The 17,859-nt window shown below is 59.2% G+C and carries 17 protein-coding genes and 1 pseudogene; 12 read left to right on the top strand and 6 right to left on the bottom strand.

All coding sequences use genetic code 11. From position 1 onward, the window contains the following. Positions 1-137 precede the first annotated feature (137 nt). Both LHU53_RS09455 and LHU53_RS09450 read left to right on the top strand, forming a co-directional pair. On the top strand, positions 138-947 hold the full coding sequence (locus LHU53_RS09455) for an ABC transporter ATP-binding protein (RefSeq protein ID WP_227332392.1): 810 nt from the start codon (positions 138-140) through the stop codon (positions 945-947). A gap of 234 nt (positions 948-1,181) precedes the next feature. Continuing rightward, positions 1,182-2,438, top strand: a complete 1,257-nt coding sequence (locus LHU53_RS09450) for a phenylacetate--CoA ligase family protein (RefSeq protein ID WP_227332391.1) — start codon at positions 1,182-1,184, stop codon at positions 2,436-2,438. On the opposite strand, the gene LHU53_RS09445 is transcribed toward LHU53_RS09450, so the two are convergent. After that, entirely contained in the window at positions 2,439-2,774 is a 336-nt protein-coding gene (locus tag LHU53_RS09445; protein WP_227332390.1) for a DUF1840 domain-containing protein, read from the bottom strand. Positions 2,775-2,866: 92 nt separating this feature from the next. On the opposite strand from LHU53_RS09445, the gene LHU53_RS09440 reads away from it, so the two are divergent. Further along, entirely contained in the window at positions 2,867-4,012 is a 1,146-nt protein-coding gene (locus tag LHU53_RS09440; protein ID WP_227332389.1) for an aminopeptidase, read from the top strand. A 54-nt stretch (positions 4,013-4,066) separates the two neighbouring features. Next, the gene (locus LHU53_RS09435) at positions 4,067-4,390 is read left to right on the top strand and encodes a polyhydroxyalkanoic acid system family protein (RefSeq protein WP_227332388.1); all 324 of its coding nucleotides are present in this window, start codon (positions 4,067-4,069) and stop codon (positions 4,388-4,390) included. A 1-nt stretch (position 4,391) separates the two neighbouring features. Here the strand turns inward: LHU53_RS09435 and LHU53_RS09430 are convergent, their stop codons facing one another. Further along, complete coding sequence (locus tag LHU53_RS09430) at positions 4,392-4,646, bottom strand: acyl-CoA-binding protein (RefSeq protein WP_227332387.1); 255 nt, start codon at positions 4,644-4,646, stop codon at positions 4,392-4,394. A 109-nt stretch (positions 4,647-4,755) separates the two neighbouring features. On the opposite strand from LHU53_RS09430, the gene LHU53_RS09425 reads away from it, so the two are divergent. Continuing rightward, on the top strand, positions 4,756-6,246 hold the full coding sequence (locus LHU53_RS09425) for a wax ester/triacylglycerol synthase family O-acyltransferase (protein ID WP_227332386.1): 1,491 nt from the start codon (positions 4,756-4,758) through the stop codon (positions 6,244-6,246). 1 nt (position 6,247) lies between these two features. Here LHU53_RS09425 and LHU53_RS09420 read toward each other — a convergent pair whose 3' ends face one another. Genes LHU53_RS09420 through LHU53_RS09405 form a run of 4 tightly spaced genes read right to left on the bottom strand, consistent with a single transcriptional unit; the run spans position 6,248 to position 9,682 of the window. Further along, the gene (locus LHU53_RS09420; RefSeq protein ID WP_227332385.1) at positions 6,248-7,021 is read right to left on the bottom strand and encodes a hypothetical protein; all 774 of its coding nucleotides are present in this window, start codon (positions 7,019-7,021) and stop codon (positions 6,248-6,250) included. Positions 7,022-7,050: 29 nt separating this feature from the next. Beyond that, positions 7,051-7,707 (bottom strand): TetR/AcrR family transcriptional regulator, encoded by a 657-nt coding sequence (locus LHU53_RS09415; protein ID WP_227332384.1) that lies wholly within the window; start codon positions 7,705-7,707, stop codon positions 7,051-7,053. Next, positions 7,701-8,948 carry a patatin-like phospholipase family protein gene (locus tag LHU53_RS09410; RefSeq protein WP_227332383.1) on the bottom strand — a complete coding sequence of 416 codons (1,248 nt, stop codon included), beginning with the start codon at positions 8,946-8,948 and terminating at the stop codon, positions 7,701-7,703. Before LHU53_RS09410 ends, LHU53_RS09415 begins: the two co-directional genes overlap by 7 nt. A 32-nt stretch (positions 8,949-8,980) precedes the next feature. Beyond that, positions 8,981-9,682, bottom strand: coding sequence for a phasin family protein (locus LHU53_RS09405; protein ID WP_227332382.1), 702 nt, complete (start codon positions 9,680-9,682; stop codon positions 8,981-8,983). 284 nt (positions 9,683-9,966) lie between these two features. On the opposite strand from LHU53_RS09405, the gene LHU53_RS09400 reads away from it, so the two are divergent. The 7 genes and pseudogenes from LHU53_RS09400 (at position 9,967) to LHU53_RS09365 (ending at position 17,858) form a co-directional block, all read left to right on the top strand. Then, positions 9,967-11,964, top strand: a complete 1,998-nt coding sequence (locus LHU53_RS09400; RefSeq protein WP_227332381.1) for an SDR family oxidoreductase — start codon at positions 9,967-9,969, stop codon at positions 11,962-11,964. Between the two features lie 120 nt (positions 11,965-12,084). Further along, positions 12,085-12,948, top strand: coding sequence for a hypothetical protein (locus LHU53_RS09395; protein ID WP_227332380.1), 864 nt, complete (start codon positions 12,085-12,087; stop codon positions 12,946-12,948). Between the two features lie 252 nt (positions 12,949-13,200). Further along, positions 13,201-13,404 (top strand): annotated as a pseudogene (locus tag LHU53_RS09385) (GDP-mannose 4,6-dehydratase); the annotation flags it as partial. Positions 13,405-13,468: 64 nt separating this feature from the next. Further along, the gene (gene vioA, locus LHU53_RS09380) at positions 13,469-14,575 is read left to right on the top strand and encodes a dTDP-4-amino-4,6-dideoxy-D-glucose aminotransferase VioA (protein WP_227332379.1); all 1,107 of its coding nucleotides are present in this window, start codon (positions 13,469-13,471) and stop codon (positions 14,573-14,575) included. Between the two features lie 2 nt (positions 14,576-14,577). Continuing rightward, positions 14,578-15,147, top strand: a complete 570-nt coding sequence (locus LHU53_RS09375; protein WP_227332378.1) for an acyltransferase — start codon at positions 14,578-14,580, stop codon at positions 15,145-15,147. Between the two features lie 10 nt (positions 15,148-15,157). Beyond that, positions 15,158-16,690: a lipopolysaccharide biosynthesis protein gene (locus tag LHU53_RS09370; protein ID WP_227332377.1), complete on the top strand. Its 1,533-nt coding sequence runs from the start codon at positions 15,158-15,160 to the stop codon at positions 16,688-16,690. 190 nt (positions 16,691-16,880) lie between these two features. After that, entirely contained in the window at positions 16,881-17,858 is a 978-nt protein-coding gene (locus tag LHU53_RS09365) for a hypothetical protein (RefSeq protein ID WP_227332376.1), read from the top strand. Position 17,859 lies beyond the last annotated feature (1 nt).

The following is a 17,859-nucleotide window of genomic DNA, read 5'->3' as shown; positions in this document are numbered from 1 at the left end:
GGATTGCGGATCGGGTCCGCAATGACAGCCCAGAAGGCCACGTCAACACCAAAGCCAGCGCTTGCAACCACACCCCAACAGCCAGCATTGCGTGCAGTGCTGCCAATTGGTTGCCGCACAGATAAAGGTAAGGAAACATGGAACCCAACACAATCGTTCTCAACGTCAACGGCATCGAGGTCATTTACAACCACGTCATTCTGGTCTTGAAGGGCGTGTCGCTGAATGTTCCTGAGGGCAAGATCGTCGCCATTCTGGGCGGCAACGGGGCGGGCAAAACGACCACGCTGCGCGCCATCTCGAACTTGCTGCAGGGTGAGCGCGGTGAGGTCACCAAGGGCAGCATCGAGCTGCGCGGCGAACGCATCGAAAACCTGTCGCCCGCCGATCTGGTGAACCGGGGCGTGGTGCAGGTGATGGAGGGCCGCCACTGCTTTGCCCACCTGACCATCGAGGAAAACCTGCTCACCGGCAGCTACACCCGCAAGGATAAAGGCGAAATCGCAGCCAACCTCGACAAGGTCTACACCTACTTCCCGCGCCTCAAAACCCGCCGCACCAGCCAGGCGGCGTACACCAGCGGTGGCGAGCAGCAGATGTGTGCGATTGGCCGCGCGCTCATGACCAACCCCAGCATGGTGCTGCTCGACGAGCCCTCCATGGGCCTGGCGCCGCAGATTGTGGAAGAGGTGTTCAACATCGTCAAAGACCTGAACCACAAGGAAAAGGTGACCTTTTTGCTGGCTGAGCAAAACACCAACATGGCCCTGAAGTACGCCGACTATGGCTACATCATGGAAAGCGGCCGCGTGGTGATGGACGGCGCCGCCAGTGATTTGGCCAACAACGAAGACGTGAAAGAGTTTTATCTTGGCATGGGTGGTGGCGAGCGCAAGAGCTTCAAAGACGTGAAGAGCTACAAGCGCCGCAAGCGCTGGCTGGCCTGATGTTCGGCACCCCCCCGGCTTGCCCACTTCGTGTGGCTATACCACGTGCCAGCCGCCGGAGGCGGGGCCCTTCGGCCAGTCCAAACCTGCGCAGGCAGGTTCGGAGCCGCTGGCCTCAGCCCCTTGCAGGGGGCAACACCAGCAGCCCGGCAAAGCCGGTTCTGCGGTGTTTCTGGAAGGGTAGCTCGCTGCGCATCGCCACCTGAGCGTTGATCGAATTAGGAGATATGGAACATGACCGATTTTTATGACGCGCTGGAAACGCGTGACCCGGCCCAGCGTGAAGCCGACATGCTGCGCCTGCTGCCGCTCCAGGTGGCCCATGCCAAGCTGGCCTCTAGCGCCTTTGCCGAGATCCTCAAAGACGTGAACCCGGTGGACATCACCAGCCGCGCGGCGCTGGCCACTCTGCCGGTGACCCGCAAACACGAGCTGCTGGCGCTGCAGTTGGCCAGCCGCAAGCACGGTGGCAGCGTGTTTGGTGGCTTCAGCGCGGCAGCTTTTGGCAGCCACATGCCCCGCGTGTTTGCCAGCCCCGGCCCGATTTACGAACCCGAGGGCACCGCGCGTGACTATTGGCGCATGGCCCGCGCCATCTTTGCGGCGGGTTTCCGGCCGGGCGAGCTGATCCACAACAGCTTCAGCTACCACTTTGTGCCCGCCGGGTCGATGATGGAAACCGGCGCCCACGCGCTGGGTTGCACCGTGTTCCCGGGTGGCACCGGCCAGACCGAGCAGCAGGTGCAAGCCATGGCCGAATTGCAGCCCGCGGGCTACATCGGGACACCGAGTTTTCTGAAAATCATCCTGGAAAAAGCGGCTGAGATGGGCGTGGCGCTACCCAGCGTGACCAAGGCCATGTTTGGCGGCGAGGCCTACCCGCCGTCCTTGCGCGACTGGTTCACCGCGCAGGGCGTGGCGGGCTACCAGTGTTACGCCACGGCCGATCTGGGCTCCATCGCGTACGAGACCGCCTCCCGCGAGGGCCTGGTGGTGGACGAAGGCGTGTTCCTTGAAATTGTGCGTCCCGGCACCGGCGACCCGGTGGCGCCGGGTGAGGTGGGTGAGGTGGTGGTCACCACGCTGAACACCACCTACCCGCTGATCCGCTTTGGCACCGGTGATTTGTCCGCCGTGCTGCCGGGTGCCTGCCCCACCGGGCGCAGCAACACCCGCATCAAGGGCTGGATGGGCCGCGCCGACCAGACCACCAAAATCCGCGGCATGTTTGTGCACCCGGGTCAGGTGGACCAGATCGCCAAACGTTTCCCCGAAGTCACCCGCGCGCGGCTGGTGGTCAGCGGCGAGATGGCCAACGATGTCATGACGCTCAAGGTCGAGACCGCCTGCAGCGGCCCCGACAACCTGTCACACAAGCTGATGGAAGCCATCCGCGATGTGACCAAGCTGCGCGGTCAGGTCGAGGTGCTGGCGCCGGGCACCTTGCCCAACGACGGCAAGGTCATCGAAGACGCCCGCAGTTACAAATAGCTAAACACCCCAGACGATCGGCTCATCGGCCTGCAGGCAATGGCGCACCATGTCCATGAAGGGCAGGGCGCGTTGGCGCAGGCTGACCACGTCAAACTGGGGTGGTGGTGCGTGGTCCGCTTTGGCCAGGGCCACGGCTTCGGCCCGCGCTGCTTCTTCGTGGGCGATGGCAGACTCCAGCGCGGCCAGGGCGTGCGGCATCTGCTCGGGCAGCAAAATGCCCTTCACGCTGGGGTCGTCCGCGCTGTGCTTGCCAATGATCTCCAGCACACGCTGGCCGTTGGGCTGCAACATAATCACATCCCCGGTGGTTTTGGATTTGAACTTGTAGAGCATGGTGCGTCCTTCTGAATTGATCAATCTGGCTGACAGTCATGGTAGCCCTATTCGGGGTGCGGTGACAACGCGGCCCGGCTTTGGGGGCGGGTGTGAGGCAACCTGAGCGCTGGCTTGGCCTGCTGCTGGGGGGGCTGCTGGCCGCTGTGCTGGCTGGTTGTGCCGACACCCGGTATGCCGCACAGTCAGCGGGTGGTCACCTGCAGTTGCTGGCGGCAGCGCGCCCCATCGACGACTGGCTGGCCGACCCCCAAACCCCGGATGCCTTGCGCCAGCGCCTCAGCCTGGCCCAGGCGCTGCGCCGTTTTTCGGTGACGGCGCTGCACCTGCCCGACAACGCCAGCTACACCCGCTTTGCCAGCCTGCCACGCCGTTACGTGGTGTGGAACGTGGTGGCCGCGCCCGAGTGGTCGTTGGAGCTCAAAACCTGGTGTTTCCCGGTGGCGGGTTGTGTCGGTTACCGGGGTTATTTTGCCGAGGCCGATGCCCAGGCGCACGCGGCCGAGCTGCGTGCCCAAGGGCTGGAAGCCAGCGTGTACGGCGTGCCGGCCTATTCCACGCTGGGCTGGATGAACTGGCTGGGTGGCGACCCGCTGCTCAGCACCTTTGTTCACCTGCCAGACGGTGAGCTGGCGCGGTTGATGTTTCATGAACTGGCGCATCAGGTGCTGTATGTGCCCGGTGACACGGCGTTCAACGAATCCTTTGCCACCGCGGTGGAGCGCCTGGGTGGCGCGCACTGGCTGACCACCCAGGCCACGCCGCAGGCCCGGGAAGCCTTTGCCGCGTTGGATGTGCGCCGCCAGCAGTTTCGCGCGCTGACGCGCAGCACACGCCTGCAATTGGCGCACATTTACCAGGACCATGACCCGTCATCCCCGGACCATCAGGGGTTGGTGACCCAAAAAGCAGCCGTCATGCAAGATTTCAGAGCCCGTTACGCGGTGCTCAAACACAGCTGGGGTGGCTACGCCGGTTATGACACTTGGGTGGCGCAGGCCAACAATGCCGCCTTTGGCGCCCAGGCCGCGTATGACGATTGGGTACCCGCCTTTGATGCCCTGTTTGCCCGTGAAGGGCGCCACTGGCCCCGGTTTTACGCCGCCGCCAAACAGTTGGCGCGCAACCCCGAAGCAGAACGCTTGCAGCAGCTTCAAGCCCTGCTGACTGATGCGGCAGTGGCGCCAAGCCGCACCGCTGCCCTCACCGTGACCCTCTCCCCGCGGGAGACGGAGTAAATCCTTGTCAGTTCGTATTTCACCTTACGGCCCATCTATCCACTTCAAAATACCATGGCAGATTTACACATCGTTCGTGAACACACTCTGGGCCTGGCCAAGGCCCGCAAGATTGCCTTCAAATGGGCCGAACAGGCCGAGGCCGAATTTGGCATGGACTGCGCCTACACCGAGGGCGAGGCCGTGGATGAGGTGCGCTTTTCGCGCTCTGGCGTCAAGGGCAAGCTTGATGTGGACGCCACCCGCTTTGAGTTGCACGCCCACCTCGGTTTTTTGGTGGGGGCGTTCAAGCACCACATCGAAGCCGAGATCGTGAAAAACCTCGACACCTTGCTGTCCGCGCCGGTGAAAAAGCGCGCCGCCAAGAAAGTGGATTGAATCAGCTCAGCGATTCGACCAGGTCGATGTACTGCTGCATCGCATCGGTGCTGTCGGTGCCTTTGAGGGTGTTCCAGGCGTCCCATTTGGCGCGGCCCACCATGTCGGTGAAGCCGGGTTTTTTCTCCGTGTTGTCGCCCACGCTGGCTTGTTTGTACAGCGCGTAGAGCTTCAGCAGGGTCATGTTGTCGGGGCGCTCACTCAAGTTTTTGGAGTTGGCAACGGCGGCTTCAAATTGTTTTTGCAGGGCTGACATGAAATAGGTCTCCGATAAGTTTTGAGAGCGTTGAATCAGGGTACAACCAGACTATCTTACGGGCCGATTTGCCGCCAGAATAGGGTCCGCCCTCCAATACTTTTCAGCCATGGTGACCGCATCTTCCCTCCCCCACATCGTTGAGCGCATGAGCAAGGTGGACACCGCCTGGCTGCGCATGGACAGCCCGAGCAACCTGATGATGATCCTGGGGGTGTGGATCCTCAAGCCCGCCGTGCGCTACGCGGACGTGCGCGACCGCCTGGCCGAGCGGCTGCTGAAATACCCGCGCTTTTCGCAGCGTGTGCAGATGGACGCCACCGGCGCCAGCTGGGTCACCGACACCCGCTTTGATATCACCCGCCATGTGCGCCTGGAAAAACTGCCGGCCGCCAGCAAAAAGCACCCGATGCAGGCCCTGCAAGCGCGCCTGGCCGAGCTGGCCATGCAGCCACTTGACCGGCGTTACCCGCTGTGGGACTACCGGCTGGTGGAGCACTTTGACGGCGGCTCGGTGCTGATCGTGCGCATTCACCACTGCATTGCCGATGGCCTGGCGCTGCTGTCGGTGATCCAATCGATGGTGGACGGCGGCATGGACCCGCCCCAGCGCGCCGCAGCCACCGCATCGCTGCATGGCCTGGAAGCGGCTGAAGAGTGGATGAGCCACGCGCTGATCGAGCCGCTGACCGTCGCCGCCGTGAAGGCGTTGGAAGCCGCGGGCGATGGCGCTGCGCAAGCCTTTGAGGCGGTGGCTGATCCGCGCCATGTGCTGGACAAGTGGCTGACGCTGGGTCTGAACAAAAGCCGTGAAGGGTCCTCCGAGGCGGCGCGCCTGGCCTACCAGGTGCTGCGCGACGGTGCCGCACTGGCCCTGATGACCGACGACTCGCCGACCCGGCTGAAAGGCACCCCCGGTCATGCCAAACGCGTGGCCTGGTGCCAACCGATTCCTCTGGATGAGGTGCGTGCGGTGAGCAAGGCGCTGCGCTGCTCCATCAACGACGTGCTGCTGTCGTGCGTGGCCGGTGCCGTGGGCCAGTATCTGAAAAACGCGGGTGATGATGTGACCGACCAGGAAATCCGCGCCATGGTGCCGGTCAACCTGCGCCCGATGACCGAGGCCTACAAGCTGGGCAACAAGTTTGGCCTGGCGCCCGTGGTGCTGCCCCTAGGTCTGGACAACCCCATCGAACGGGTGTTCGAGGTACGTCGGCGCATGAGTGAGCTCAAAGGCAGCCTGCAGCCGCTGCTGGCGTTCGGGCTGCTGGCGGTGGCAGGCATTCTGGTCAAGCCGGTGCAAGACGCGATGCTCAGCCTGTTTTCCAAAAAGACCACGGCGGTCATGACCAATGTGCCGGGTCCGCGCGAGAAACTGCACTTTTGCGGCGCCACGCTGGAGCAGGCGCTGTTCTGGGTGCCACAGTCGGGCTCGGTGGGCCTGGGTGTGTCGATCCTGAGTTACGGCGGGGGCGTGCAATTTGGCATCATCAGCGACAGCATGCTGTGCCCTGATCCGCAAGCCATCATCGATCAGTTTGCGCCCGAGTTTGAAAAGCTCAAGCTGCTGACCCTGATGCTGCCCTGGGGCGAAGGGTAGCTCAGTCGGTCAACTGGGTTTTGGCCATCTCGACGTCCAGCCGCTCGGCGGCGTCCACGGGGCTGGTTCGTGCGGCGCGCTGGTAAAGCTGGTTGGCCTCGCCCGTCATGTCTTCGCCACCCAGCATCAACACGGCATGGGCGTATTCCAGCAAACCATAAGGCGACGTGTCGTGCAGGGTGATGGCCTGCTCAAACAATTGCAGGCCGATGTCTTTGTTGGCGCCATACGCCATGGCACCGATGAGTGAGCCGACCTTGTCAATGACTTCGGCGTGAAAGCTGCCCAGCGCCACATGGGCATCGGCGTGCTGCGGCGCATGGCGAATCACGTATTCCAGATCAGCTTTGACCTTGGTGCCCAGCCCTTGCGCCAGCGCCTTGGCCACGCTGATGCCCTGGCTGTAGCGGCCCAACGCGTAGGCCCGCCAATACCGCGCGTTGAGGTTGGCGGGGTCGCGTTGGGCCAGCGCGCCAGCCTGGTTGGCCACCGACAGGAACAGGTCCAGGCGGCTGGGCTCGTGCTTTTCAAGGTAGGTGGCGTACACACAGGTGGCTTTGCTGGCCACGCAGGTGCCTGCACAGCCCAGGCTCTGGCCCAGGGTGGCGGCTTTCTGAAAATCACCATTGTGAAAATGCACCCAGGAGCGAATCACTTCCGCATCCTGGGGCAAGGGCTCCAGGTCGCCAGCGTGTAATCGGTCCCAGCTTTTGATGACGCTGGCGGCGTCAAATCGGTAGTCGCCTGCGTAGGGAAAAGCGGTCCATTTGGCCATGTCGGTCTCCTCGAACCTTATATTTGTTGCTATTCCTTATTGTAGGCATCCGACAATTTCAGCAAATGCGCTCTTTGGCTGGCCTCCAGGTAGGGTGTCATCAGGTTCAGCACGTGTTGGGCGCCGCGCAGCAGGGCGGCTTGGGCGTTGCTGGGCTCCAGCGCGTTGCGCGGGTCACGCACGTACTCAAAACTCAGCCAGTAGGTCAGCACCACCACCATGCTGGTGGCCGTGACCTCGAGCTCGCGCGAGTCGATCTGCAGCGCACCGCCCCGGCGCATGCCATCCAGCATGGCGCGCGCAGCGCGGGTTTTGTTTTTCAGGATCGACTGGAAGTGTGTTTCCAGGCGGCGGTTTTTACTCAGCAGGTCGTTGAGGTCGCGGTACAAAAAACGGTATTCCCAGATCAGCTCAAACAGCGTGTGCATGAAAAACCAGGCGTCTTCCACGTTGCGCACATCGTCGCCCGCGTTCAGCAGGTCGTTGAGCGCGCGCTCAAAACGGTCGAACAGCGCGTTGATGAGTTCGTCCTTGGCCGGGTAGTGGTAATACAGGTTGCCGGGGCTGATGTTGAGTTCGGCCGAGATCAGTGTGGTCGAGACATTGGGCTCGCCAAAGCGGTTGAACAGCGCCAGCGTCACCTCCAGAATGCGCTCTGCGGTGCGCCGCGGCGCTTTTTTCACCATGTGGTGCGGCCCTGGCGTTCGGGGCTTTGAATGATTTGGGTCAGATCGTCCATCAGGTGGTGCAGCTTGGTCAGCGCCCGGCCCACGCGGGCCGCAGGGCGGCGGGGCGGGCACAGGTGGCGGCGCTCATCGTCCAGCGCGGCATGGTTCAGCGTGATGCCGTGGTAGTGCAGCTTGCCTGCCAGGTTCTGGCGCGAGCGCAGCAACTGGCGGGTTTGCTGGTAGGCGTGTTCGGCCAGGTGGCGGCGCTGGCTGTAGCTGAAGGTGTTGGCCAGGTACAGCTCGGGGTCACGGTGGTCGGGCTCGATCAGCACGATGTCGGTGTTCGGGTAGGCCTGCTCATAACTTTTCAGGCCCAGCAGCAGCCGCGAGTGGATCAGTGAGCGAAAGGTCTGGCTCAGCACCGCAGGCAGGCCGCCATCGGCAATGCGTGGTATCGGCTCAGGGGCCGCCCAGGGCGTGGCCGATTCGCTGGACAACACCGGGTCAGAGGCGTCAAACGGCACCAGCGGGTTTAGGCACAGCATCAGGTCCACACCTTCGTCCAGCGCGATCGAGGCGTGCATGGTCTTGATCAACGCGCCATCCACAAAATGCTGGCCTTCAATCTCCACCGGCGGAAACAGCCCCGGCAGCGCGGCGCTGGCCTGCACCGCTTTGGAGATGGGGATGTGGTCCCAGCCGGGGCGGCCAAAGGCCACCGCGGTGCTGCTGTCCAGATGGGTGGCCACCAGTGTCAGGCGGTTTTTGAGCTGGCGAAAATCGTTGCTGCGCCCGGGGCGCGAGAACAGCCGCCTGAGCTCCACGTCGATCTGCGCGTTGGAAAAAATGCCGGTCGGCAGGCTGGGGCTCAGCCGCTCCAGCGCACGCATCAAGGACTTGCGCCCCAGCGTGCTGTTCCAGGCACCTCGCAGCAGCAACTCAGGCAATAGCAGCGAGCGCGAAAAAAATTCGGCAAACGCTGGCTGCAGCAGCCAGGCCGGGTCAAACGCCTCTGTCTGGCGTTTGCGGTCTTCGATGAACAGGCCAAACAGCTGCATCGGGGTGATGCCGTTGGCCAGCCCGGCGGCAATGAAGCCGCCCGCTGATACGCCCACATAGTGCTGCAGGCGGTTGAAGTGGATGCCGTTCAGCGACTCCTGCAGCGCGCACAGGGCGCCGATTTCATAAATGGCCCCGAGCGGCCCGCCGCCCGCCATCGCCAGAGCGATGCGAGGAGATGGCGTGGTGGTGCGTTTCATGGGCCGTCAGTTTACGACCGGTCGTGCTATTTTCAGTCAGGGTTTACCTGTCCTGGCGCTTCTTCCGTGGCCGGTGCGGGGGCTGCCGGTGCGGGCGCAGCGGCTTTGCGCGGGGCGGCTTTTTTGGCGGGTGCTTTGGGCGCGGGAGCTTCTGCTGGTTTTGCCGCGGCTTTGGCTGCGGCTTTGACTGCTGGCTTGGCAGCCGGTTTGACCACGGGTTTGGCCGTTTCAGCAGGCTGGGCGGCGGCTTTGGCAGGGGCCTTGGCTTTGGCCGGCGTGAGTTTTTGCACGCTGGCGTTCAGCGCATCAATGCGGGCAATCAGCGCGTTGATGTCTTTGGCCGAGGGCACGCCCATCTTGTTGAGCACCTTGGCCACGCGGTCTTCAAAAATGCTTTCCAGCTTGTCCCATTGGCCCGAGGCCTTGCTGGAGATGTCGGTGGCCATGCTGGTCATGCGCTGGGTGGCTTCGTTGATCTTGTCCTCGGCGGCGGATTGGGTCTTGCGCTGGAAGCTGACGCCTTCTTTCACCAGCGCCTCAAAGGCCTTGGTACCTTCGGTCTGCGCCTTGGTGAAGGCGCCCAGACCGGCCTGCCAGATCTGCTGTGCCGAATCCTTGACCGAGTTGCTCAGTGGGCTGCCTTTTTTCTTGGCGACTCCTTTTTTGCCAGCAGAAGCTTTTTTGGCGGCGGCAGGTTTCTTGGCGGGGGCGGCTTTGGCGAGTTTGGTGACCATCGGGTTCTCCAGGTAAGACAAAAGTAAAGAAAAGCGTCAATAAAAGGTGCACGGTGATCCACCGTTGCATGGGTGGCACTGTAGGGCGCAATGCGTTCGAGGTGTAGGCATCGCTTCCTAATTTGCTGGCCGTTGCAACGCCCTTGGCTGTCATGGCAACGCTGGCATCCCGCACCTCGGATCGTGGTCCGCTTGTGACAGCCGCAGAGTCATGTCCCCGGGTTTACGCTGAAGCCAACCACCGTGCTTTCAGACAAAAATGGGCGTCTATCCAGGAGACATTCATGCGCTATTTCGTCACAGGGGCAACCGGTTTTATAGGCAAGCGGTTGGTTAAAAAACTGCTGCAGCGCAAAGGCGCGGTGGTGTATTGCCTGGTGCGCCCGGGCAGCAGCGACAAGGTCAAGGACCTGCGCGAGTTTTGCAACGCCAGCGCCACCCGGCTGATTCCGGTGGTGGGCGATTTGACGACGCCCAAGCTTGGCGTGTCCTCCGTTGACTTGAAGCAGCTCAAGGGCCAGATCGACCACTTCTACCACCTGGCCGCCATTTATGACTTGGCTGCAGACGCTGAGAACCAGATCGCCGTGAACATCGACGGCACCCGCAACACGGTGGCGCTGGCCCAAGCTGTTGAGGCCGCGCACTTTCATCACGTATCGTCGATTGCTGCCGCCGGCCTGTACGAAGGCGTGTTCCGCGAAGACATGTTTGAGGAGGCCGAAAACTACGAACACCCGTATTTCATGACCAAACACGAGTCTGAAAAGATCGTGCGAACCGAGTGCAGGGTGCCCTGGTCCGTCTACCGCCCAGCCATGGTGGTGGGCGACAGCCAGACGGGTGAGATGGACAAGATTGACGGCCCGTATTATTTTTTCAAACTCATCCAGCGCATGCGCCAGTTGCTGCCGCCGTGGATGCCGTCGGTGGGCCTGGAGGGCGGGCGCATCAACATCGTGCCGGTGGACTTTGTGGTGGACGCGCTGGCCACCATCAGCCACCAGAAAGACACGGCTGGCAAGTGTTACCACCTGGTGGACCCGGTGGGTTACCGCGTGGGCGACGTGCTCGACATCTTCAGCAAGGCCGCGCACGCGCCCAAGATGAACCTGTTTGTTAATGCTGCGCTGCTGGGCTTCATTCCGCGCAGCGTCACCAAGGGCCTGATGGCGCTGGCCCCGGTGCGCCGCGTTCGCAATGCCATCATGACCGACCTGGGCCTGCCCGAGGACATGCTGACCTTTGTCAACTACCCCACACGTTTTGACTGCCGCGAGACACAAGCCGCGCTCAAAGGCAGTGGCGTGGCCTGCCCGAACCTGAAAGACTACGCCTGGCGGCTGTGGGACTACTGGGAGCGCCATCTGGACCCCGACCTGCACATTGACCGCAGCCTGCGCGGCACCGTGGGTGGCAAAGTGGTGCTGGTCACTGGCGGCTCGTCAGGCATTGGGCTGGCTGCCGCGCACAAGTTTGCAGAGGCGGGTGCAATCACATTGATCTGTGGGCGCGATCAGGACAAATTGGATGCCGCCTGCGCCGAGGCCGTTGACAATGGTTACCAATTTGTTGCCTACGCGGTAGACATTGCCGAGCAGGCCGCCTGCGAGGCCTTTGTGCAGCAGGTGATGGCCGAGCATGGCGGCGTGGATTTTTTGATCAACAACGCCGGGCGCTCCATCCGCCGCGCCATCGAGTCCAGTTACGACCGTTTTCACGATTACGAGCGCACCATGCAGCTCAACTACTTTGGGTCCTTGCGTGTCACCACCGGCTTTTTGCCGGGCATGGTGGCCAAACACAAGGGCCATGTGGTCAACATCAGCAGCATCGGCGTGTTGACCAATGCGCCACGGTTTTCCGCCTATGTGGCCAGCAAGGCCGCGCTGGATGCCTGGACACGCTGCGCCAGCAGCGAATTCGCCGACCAGGGCGTGACCTTTACCACCATCAACATGCCGCTGGTGCGCACCCCCATGATTGCGCCCACCGGCATCTACAACAACGTGCCGACGCTGGCCCCCGAAGAGGCCGCCGACATGATCGCCCAGGCCTGCATCTTCAAACCGGTGCGCATCGCCACCCGGCTGGGTATCTTCGGCCAGGTGCTGCACGCCCTGGTGCCGCGCGTGGCGCAAATTGTGATGAACACCACGTTTCGGATGTTCCCGGACTCGTCAGCCGCCAAGGGGGCGAAGGTGGGGGACAAGTCGGGCAAACCCAAGTTGTCTGCAGAGGCGGTGGCGTTGCAGGAGATGATGCGGGGGATTCATTTTTAGCCCGACAGCGTACCACCGGCCAAACACCAGGTTGAACAGTGCTGCACAAGCGACCAAGGTCAAAGCACTGACGTGACAAACCGACCCGCCTACAATCGCAGCTTAAACGGGGGGTTAAGCTTGGACATTGAACGAGAACCGCAGGAGTCGGAAATCAGCCTGATGGATTTGCTGCTGGTGGTGGCTGAAAACATCAAATTGTTGATTTTGGGGCCACTGCTGGTTGGTTTGGTGGCGCTGGGCATCGGCTTCACGCTGCCGCAAAGCTTTGTCAGCCAAGCTATTTTGGCCTGGCCCACAGCTACCCCAACGCCACAGCAGGCTGCCGCCATGATGGTCTCGCCTTTGGTGCTGGACCCCATCATCGAAACCCACCAGCTGAGCGACGGCAAACCCATCCAGGCCGCCCGCGAAGCGCTAGCCAAACAAGTCAAAGCCACCGTGGGTAAAGACGGGTTGCTGCGGCTGGACGTGACCGACACGTCGGCCGTCCAGGCTCAAGTGCTGGCTAACGCTGTGATCGATGGCTGGCTCAAAAGCACAGTCCCGGGGGTGCAAGAACGTCAAGACCTTGAAAAACGTCTCGAATTCGCCCAAAACGGCCTGAAATCAGTCACGTCGCTGATTGAGCGCCTGTCGGTTGACGGTGTCGTCAGCTTGGCGCAACCGCTCACGCGGGGTGAAGCTGGCACCAGTTTGGTGGCCGTGGGTGAGTTGCAAGCGCGTTATCTGTCAGAAGTGATTGCCATCCCGCGCGCCCTGCAAGGCCTGTCGCGCGACGTGGTCAAACAACCTCCAACCCTGCCCACTGAGCCCGTCGCACCTAAAAAGAGCCTGATGGCTGTGTTGGCGGCGCTGGGCTCCGGTTTTGCGCTGTTGCTGTTTGTGTTCATGCGCCAAGCTTGGAAAAATGCGGCTGCAGATCCTGAAGCTGCATTGAAGCAAAACCAGCTCAGGCGCGCTTTGGGCTTGAAGATCCACTAGTTATTGTCATTCAGCATGAGCACTACAGCACCCAAAATCTATGTAGCCGGCCACCGCGGCATGGTCGGCTCCGCCATCGTGCGTGCGCTGCAAGCCATGGATTGCCACGTCGCTGGCGCTCCTCGCAATGACGTTCCAGACGTCACGGCGCGCCGTTCGGGTGTCATTTCGAGCGAAGCGCGGCAATCCATGCCCCCTGACTCGTCATTGCGAGGAGCCAAAGGCGACGCGGCAATGCATGACCCCGTCCCGGTAGTCCGCATCGACCCCCGCTACTTCCGCCCCACCGAAGTTGAAACCTTGCTGGGCGACCCCACCAAGGCCAAACAAAAACTGGGCTGGGTGCCTGAGATCACTGCACAGCAAATGTGCGCTGAAATGGTGGCAACCGATCTGGCGCAGGCCAAGCAACATGCCCTGCTGAAGCAGCACGGCTACAACGTCATCATTCAATAAAATTAGCCTCTAGCCAATACCTAGTAAGCGCAAAATGCTATCAAAGAGATAGTGAGTTCTATTCATGAAAAACCCTATTTACGTCACCCAACCCTATCTTCCACCGCTGGAAGAATTCATGCCCTACTTGGAAGAAATCTGGGCCAACAAAATACTGACCAACGGCGGCCCGTTTCACCAGCAACTTGAACAAGCGCTGTGCGATTACCTCGGTGTCAAGCACATCTGCCTGTTCACCAATGGCACCATCGCGTTGGTCACCGCGCTGCAAGCCTTGCGTATCACCGGCGAAGTCATCACCACGCCCTATTCATTTGTGGCCACGGCCCATTCTCTGCTATGGAACGGCATTAAACCCGTGTTTGTGGACGTAGACCCCAACACCCTGAACCTTGACCCGGCAAAGATTGAAACTGCCATTACCCCGCAGACCACGGCCATCATGCCGGTGCACTGCTATGGCCACCCCTGCGACGTGGACGCCATCCAGAAAATAGCCGACAACTACAACCTGCGAGTTATTTACGACGCAGCACACGCTTTTGGCGTGCAGTGCCACTGCGGCAGTGTGTTGAACCATGGTGATTTGTCGGTGTTGAGCTTTCATGCGACCAAGGTGTTCAATACCTTTGAAGGCGGAGCCATCATCTGCCCCGACGCTAAAACCAAACTGCGCATTGACCAACTCAAAAACTTTGGCTTCGTGGATGAAACCACCGTGGTGGCCCCAGGCATCAACGGCAAGATGAGCGAAATCAATGCCGCCTTTGGCATGCTCCAGCTAAAACACATCGACGCCGCACTGGCGCGCCGCAAAGAAATTGACGCTACTTACCGCGAACAGTTACAAGGCATCAAAGGCATTCGCTGTCTGAAAGACGCTGGTGAAAAAGTCGCCAACTATTCGTACTTTCCAATTCTGGTAGAGGCTGATTACCCGCTTAGCCGAGACGACCTATATCAAAAGCTCAAGGACCACGGTATTTTTGCCCGCCGATACTTTTATCCGTTGATTACTGACTTTCCCATGTACCGTGGCCTGCCATCGGCGCACCGGGACAACCTTCCTGTGGCGACCGTTGCCGCGCAAAAAGTCATATGCCTGCCAATTTACCCGGCACTCACGCAAGCTGACCAGCAGCGTGTAATCGACCGCATTGCGGAGCACTGACCATGGCTCAACTGAGCCGTGAAGCCATAGAAGGTATGGGTTTTGCCGCTGTAGGGCAAAACGTCTTGATCTCGAACCGCGCCTCGTTTTATAACTGCGCCGCAATCTCGATTGGCAACAACGTGCGAGTAGATGATTTTTGCGTATTGGCTGCGGGGGTTGGTGGAATTGAGATTGGTGACTACGTCCATATCGCTGTGTGCTCAACGCTAATTGGAGGTGGAAGAATAACGTTGTCCGATTTCAGCGGACTGTCATCGCGTGTATCGGTTTACTCCAGCAGCGACGATTACTCTGGTGCGACCATGACCAATCCCACAGTTCCTCACGAATACACCGGTGTTGTGCATGCGGATGTCTTCCTTGGTAAGCACGTTATTGTGGGCAGTGGCAGCGTCATCTTGCCAGGCGTAACGTTGCAGGAGGGGGCAGCCGTTGGCGCACTTAGCCTCGTTAATCGTGACTGCAAGGCATTTGGCATCTATGCGGGCAACCCCGCGCGTCGCGTCAAGGAGCGTCAACGCGATTTGCTGGAACTTGAGCAGCGCCTCATTGCGGCTAATTCCAAATAGGCAAGGCTGCATGTCACTCAAGCGAAACATTCTCGCCAGCTACGTTAGCCAAATCTATGTGGCGTTGATCGGCATCGTGATGGTGCCCCTGTACGTCAAATACATGGGAGTCGAAGCCTATGGCTTGGTTGGTTTCTTTGCCATGCTGCAAGCTTGGTTCCAGTTGCTGGACATGGGGCTCACACCCACCATGGCGCGGGAGACAGCGCGCTTCAATGGCGGTGCAAGTGATGCGCTCAGTCTGCGTCGCCTGTTGAGGGCGCTGGAAGGCATCTTTGTTGGCATCGCCTTGCTGGGCGGCGCGGCCATGATGGCCGGTTCTGGCGCTATCGCCAGCAGTTGGCTCAAGGTGCAGCAGTTGCCGTTGGTCGAAGTACAACACGCCATCATGCTGATGGCCGTGATCATTGCGTTACGCTGGGTATGTGGTCTGTATCGCGGTGCCATCAATGGCTTTGAGCGACTGGTGTGGCTTAGTGGTTTCAACATCGCCATAGCGACAGCGCGCTTTGTGCTGGTTATTCCGCTCTTTATATACGTGGGCACCAGTCCGACTGAATTTTTTGGCTATCAAATGGTGGTGGCGGTCATTGAGCTGGCGGTGTTGGCTGTGCAAACCTACCGCCTATTACCCAAGGTAAAAGCCAGTCAACGCACGCCATGGCAATGGGCGCCGCTGCGTGGGGTGCTCAAGTTCTCGCTAAGCATTGCTTTTACCAGTTCGGTATGGGTACTGGTCACTCAAACTGATAAGTTGGTGTTGTCTAAACTGCTGCCGCTGGCCGATTATGCGTACTTCACCTTGGCTGTAATCCTAGCGAGTGGCGTGATGATCGTCAGCGGTCCGATTAGCGGCGCAATACTGCCACGTTTGACCAAACTCTCAGCAGAGGGCGATGAGGCTGGCGTAATCCGCCTATACCGTAGCGCGACACAACTGGTGGGCGTGATAGCCATACCCGTTGCCATAATGCTGGCCTGCTTTGCAGAGCAAGTGTTGTGGGCGTGGACTGGCGACGCGGAAATCACCCGCGCTGCAGCCCCGGTGCTAACGCTCTACGCATTGGGCAATGGCATCCTCGCCTTCGGTGCCTTTCCTTATTACCTGCAATATGCAAAAGGCGATTTGAGACTGCATTTGATCGGCAATGCGATGTTTGTAGTGCTACTGATTCCGGGGCTGATTTGGGCCACTATGCAATACGGTTTCATTGGCGCAGGCTGGGCTTGGCTAAGCGCGAATGTAGTGTATTTTTTGGTTTGGGTACCCAAAGTGCATCGCCGCTTTATGAAAGGATTGCATGTTCAGTGGCTGCTGCGTGATGTGGGCATGCCAGCGATTTTGTCGGTCATTAGCGCGGCACTGGTACATTATTTAGCGAACTGGCCACAGGAACGGGTACTTGTAGCAATTCAGATTGCGATAATTGGTTTATCGCTTCTGACGATAGCTGCAACAGGCTCTGCAGCTATAAGGGCGAAAATAAGTGACAGATGGCGCATGCGATTTAGGGGTAAAACATCTGATCTTCTGGAAAGATAACAGCGGTCTTGGATCGAAATGCGACTGTGTTCGTAATGACCCACTTGAGCCATGACTGTAGTTTAAAAAACTTGACACTTATGACTGTTGTCATAAAGTGAAATCACCAACGGTGAAAATAAATAAAAATTTTTTCCCCCTTTGACAAAGCAGGGGATTAAAAATTGGTTATATATTCTTGACTTTTGCAATGAAAATTAATGAATTAACCCTTGATTTAAACCGTCTAGCGCCAGTTGCGGTTTACACGCATACCAGATACGACCATCTGGTTCAAACGCTGGATTCGTTGAAGAACAATTTTCTGGCTCCGAATTCCGTTCTTTATGTGGTTTCCGATGCACCTAAAGTAGATGCGCATAAGATCGACGTACAGCGTATCCGCGATTATGTCGATGATCTCACTGGGTTCAGGGAAATTGTCCGAATATATCGTAATAAGAACCTTGGTTTGAAGTTAAGCCTGCCGATGGCTGAGAAGGCTATTATAGGTGACCATGGGAAAATAATAAACATGGAAGATGACAATATATCATCAAGAAATTATCTTGATTTTATGAATGGCGGACTCCAGTATTTTGAGGGTGATTCGACAATTTATTCAATTTCTGGGTATTGTCCACCCATTCAGGATTCTTTAATTTGTGATGATTCGGATATATGGTTCTACCCGTGGAACATGTCATGGGGTTACGCGGTGTGGAAAGCTAAGTACGATAAGTTTCACCCACTTGTCAATAACTACCCCATTTTGCGCAAGTCGGGTAAGATTCGTGCACAAAATAGAGCGGGGGGGCTCTATGTGTCTGATAGCTTAAAGCGAGACCACGACATGCAAAAATATTTTCCTGATGCCGTTCTTTGCACCGAAATGTTTTTAGCCGGAATGAGGACCGTGGTCCCGGTTGTTTCGAAAATTCGAAATATTGGGCAGGATGGATCTGGACAAAGCAGTGGCTTGACGACCGATAAATACGATGTGGTTTTGGATAATTCTAAAAAAAGGATTTTTAACTTTAACACCGAGTCGGCCCAAGCGCAACGATACCGCAAGGAGGCTACGGACTTCTATAACGGTGGATTACTGACCCGGATCTCTCGATTCCTCGGCATTTACCACGAACTCTCCAGTCTTAGGGCGAGATGGCTTAACAGCTCCAAGACTTGAT

The organism is Rhodoferax sp. U2-2l, assembly GCF_020594515.1.
Lineage (GTDB): Bacteria > Pseudomonadota > Gammaproteobacteria > Burkholderiales > Burkholderiaceae_C > Rhodoferax.
Note: the sequence above shows the minus strand (reverse complement) of the source record. Positions and strands in the feature narration are given on the sequence as shown.

What these genes read in the sequence shown, in the direction of transcription:
- LHU53_RS09365 (WP_227332376.1), top strand. Translation starts at nt 16,881, where the DNA reads ATGAAAATTAATGAATTAACCCTTGATTTAAACCGTCTAGCGCCAGTT.
- LHU53_RS09450 (WP_227332391.1), top strand. Translation starts at nt 1,182, where the DNA reads ATGACCGATTTTTATGACGCGCTGGAAACGCGTGACCCGGCCCAGCGT.
- LHU53_RS09370 (WP_227332377.1), top strand. Translation starts at nt 15,158, where the DNA reads ATGTCACTCAAGCGAAACATTCTCGCCAGCTACGTTAGCCAAATCTAT.
- vioA (WP_227332379.1), top strand. Translation starts at nt 13,469, where the DNA reads ATGAAAAACCCTATTTACGTCACCCAACCCTATCTTCCACCGCTGGAA.
- LHU53_RS09430 (WP_227332387.1), bottom strand. Translation starts at nt 4,646, where the DNA reads ATGTCAGCCCTGCAAAAACAATTTGAAGCCGCCGTTGCCAACTCCAAA.
- LHU53_RS09435 (WP_227332388.1), top strand. Translation starts at nt 4,067, where the DNA reads ATGGCAGATTTACACATCGTTCGTGAACACACTCTGGGCCTGGCCAAG.
- LHU53_RS09455 (WP_227332392.1), top strand. Translation starts at nt 138, where the DNA reads ATGGAACCCAACACAATCGTTCTCAACGTCAACGGCATCGAGGTCATT.
- LHU53_RS09415 (WP_227332384.1), bottom strand. Translation starts at nt 7,707, where the DNA reads ATGGTGAAAAAAGCGCCGCGGCGCACCGCAGAGCGCATTCTGGAGGTG.
- LHU53_RS09405 (WP_227332382.1), bottom strand. Translation starts at nt 9,682, where the DNA reads ATGGTCACCAAACTCGCCAAAGCCGCCCCCGCCAAGAAACCTGCCGCC.
- LHU53_RS09420 (WP_227332385.1), bottom strand. Translation starts at nt 7,021, where the DNA reads ATGGCCAAATGGACCGCTTTTCCCTACGCAGGCGACTACCGATTTGAC.
- LHU53_RS09445 (WP_227332390.1), bottom strand. Translation starts at nt 2,774, where the DNA reads ATGCTCTACAAGTTCAAATCCAAAACCACCGGGGATGTGATTATGTTG.
- LHU53_RS09410 (WP_227332383.1), bottom strand. Translation starts at nt 8,948, where the DNA reads ATGAAACGCACCACCACGCCATCTCCTCGCATCGCTCTGGCGATGGCG.
- LHU53_RS09425 (WP_227332386.1), top strand. Translation starts at nt 4,756, where the DNA reads ATGGTGACCGCATCTTCCCTCCCCCACATCGTTGAGCGCATGAGCAAG.
- LHU53_RS09375 (WP_227332378.1), top strand. Translation starts at nt 14,578, where the DNA reads ATGGCTCAACTGAGCCGTGAAGCCATAGAAGGTATGGGTTTTGCCGCT.
- LHU53_RS09400 (WP_227332381.1), top strand. Translation starts at nt 9,967, where the DNA reads ATGCGCTATTTCGTCACAGGGGCAACCGGTTTTATAGGCAAGCGGTTG.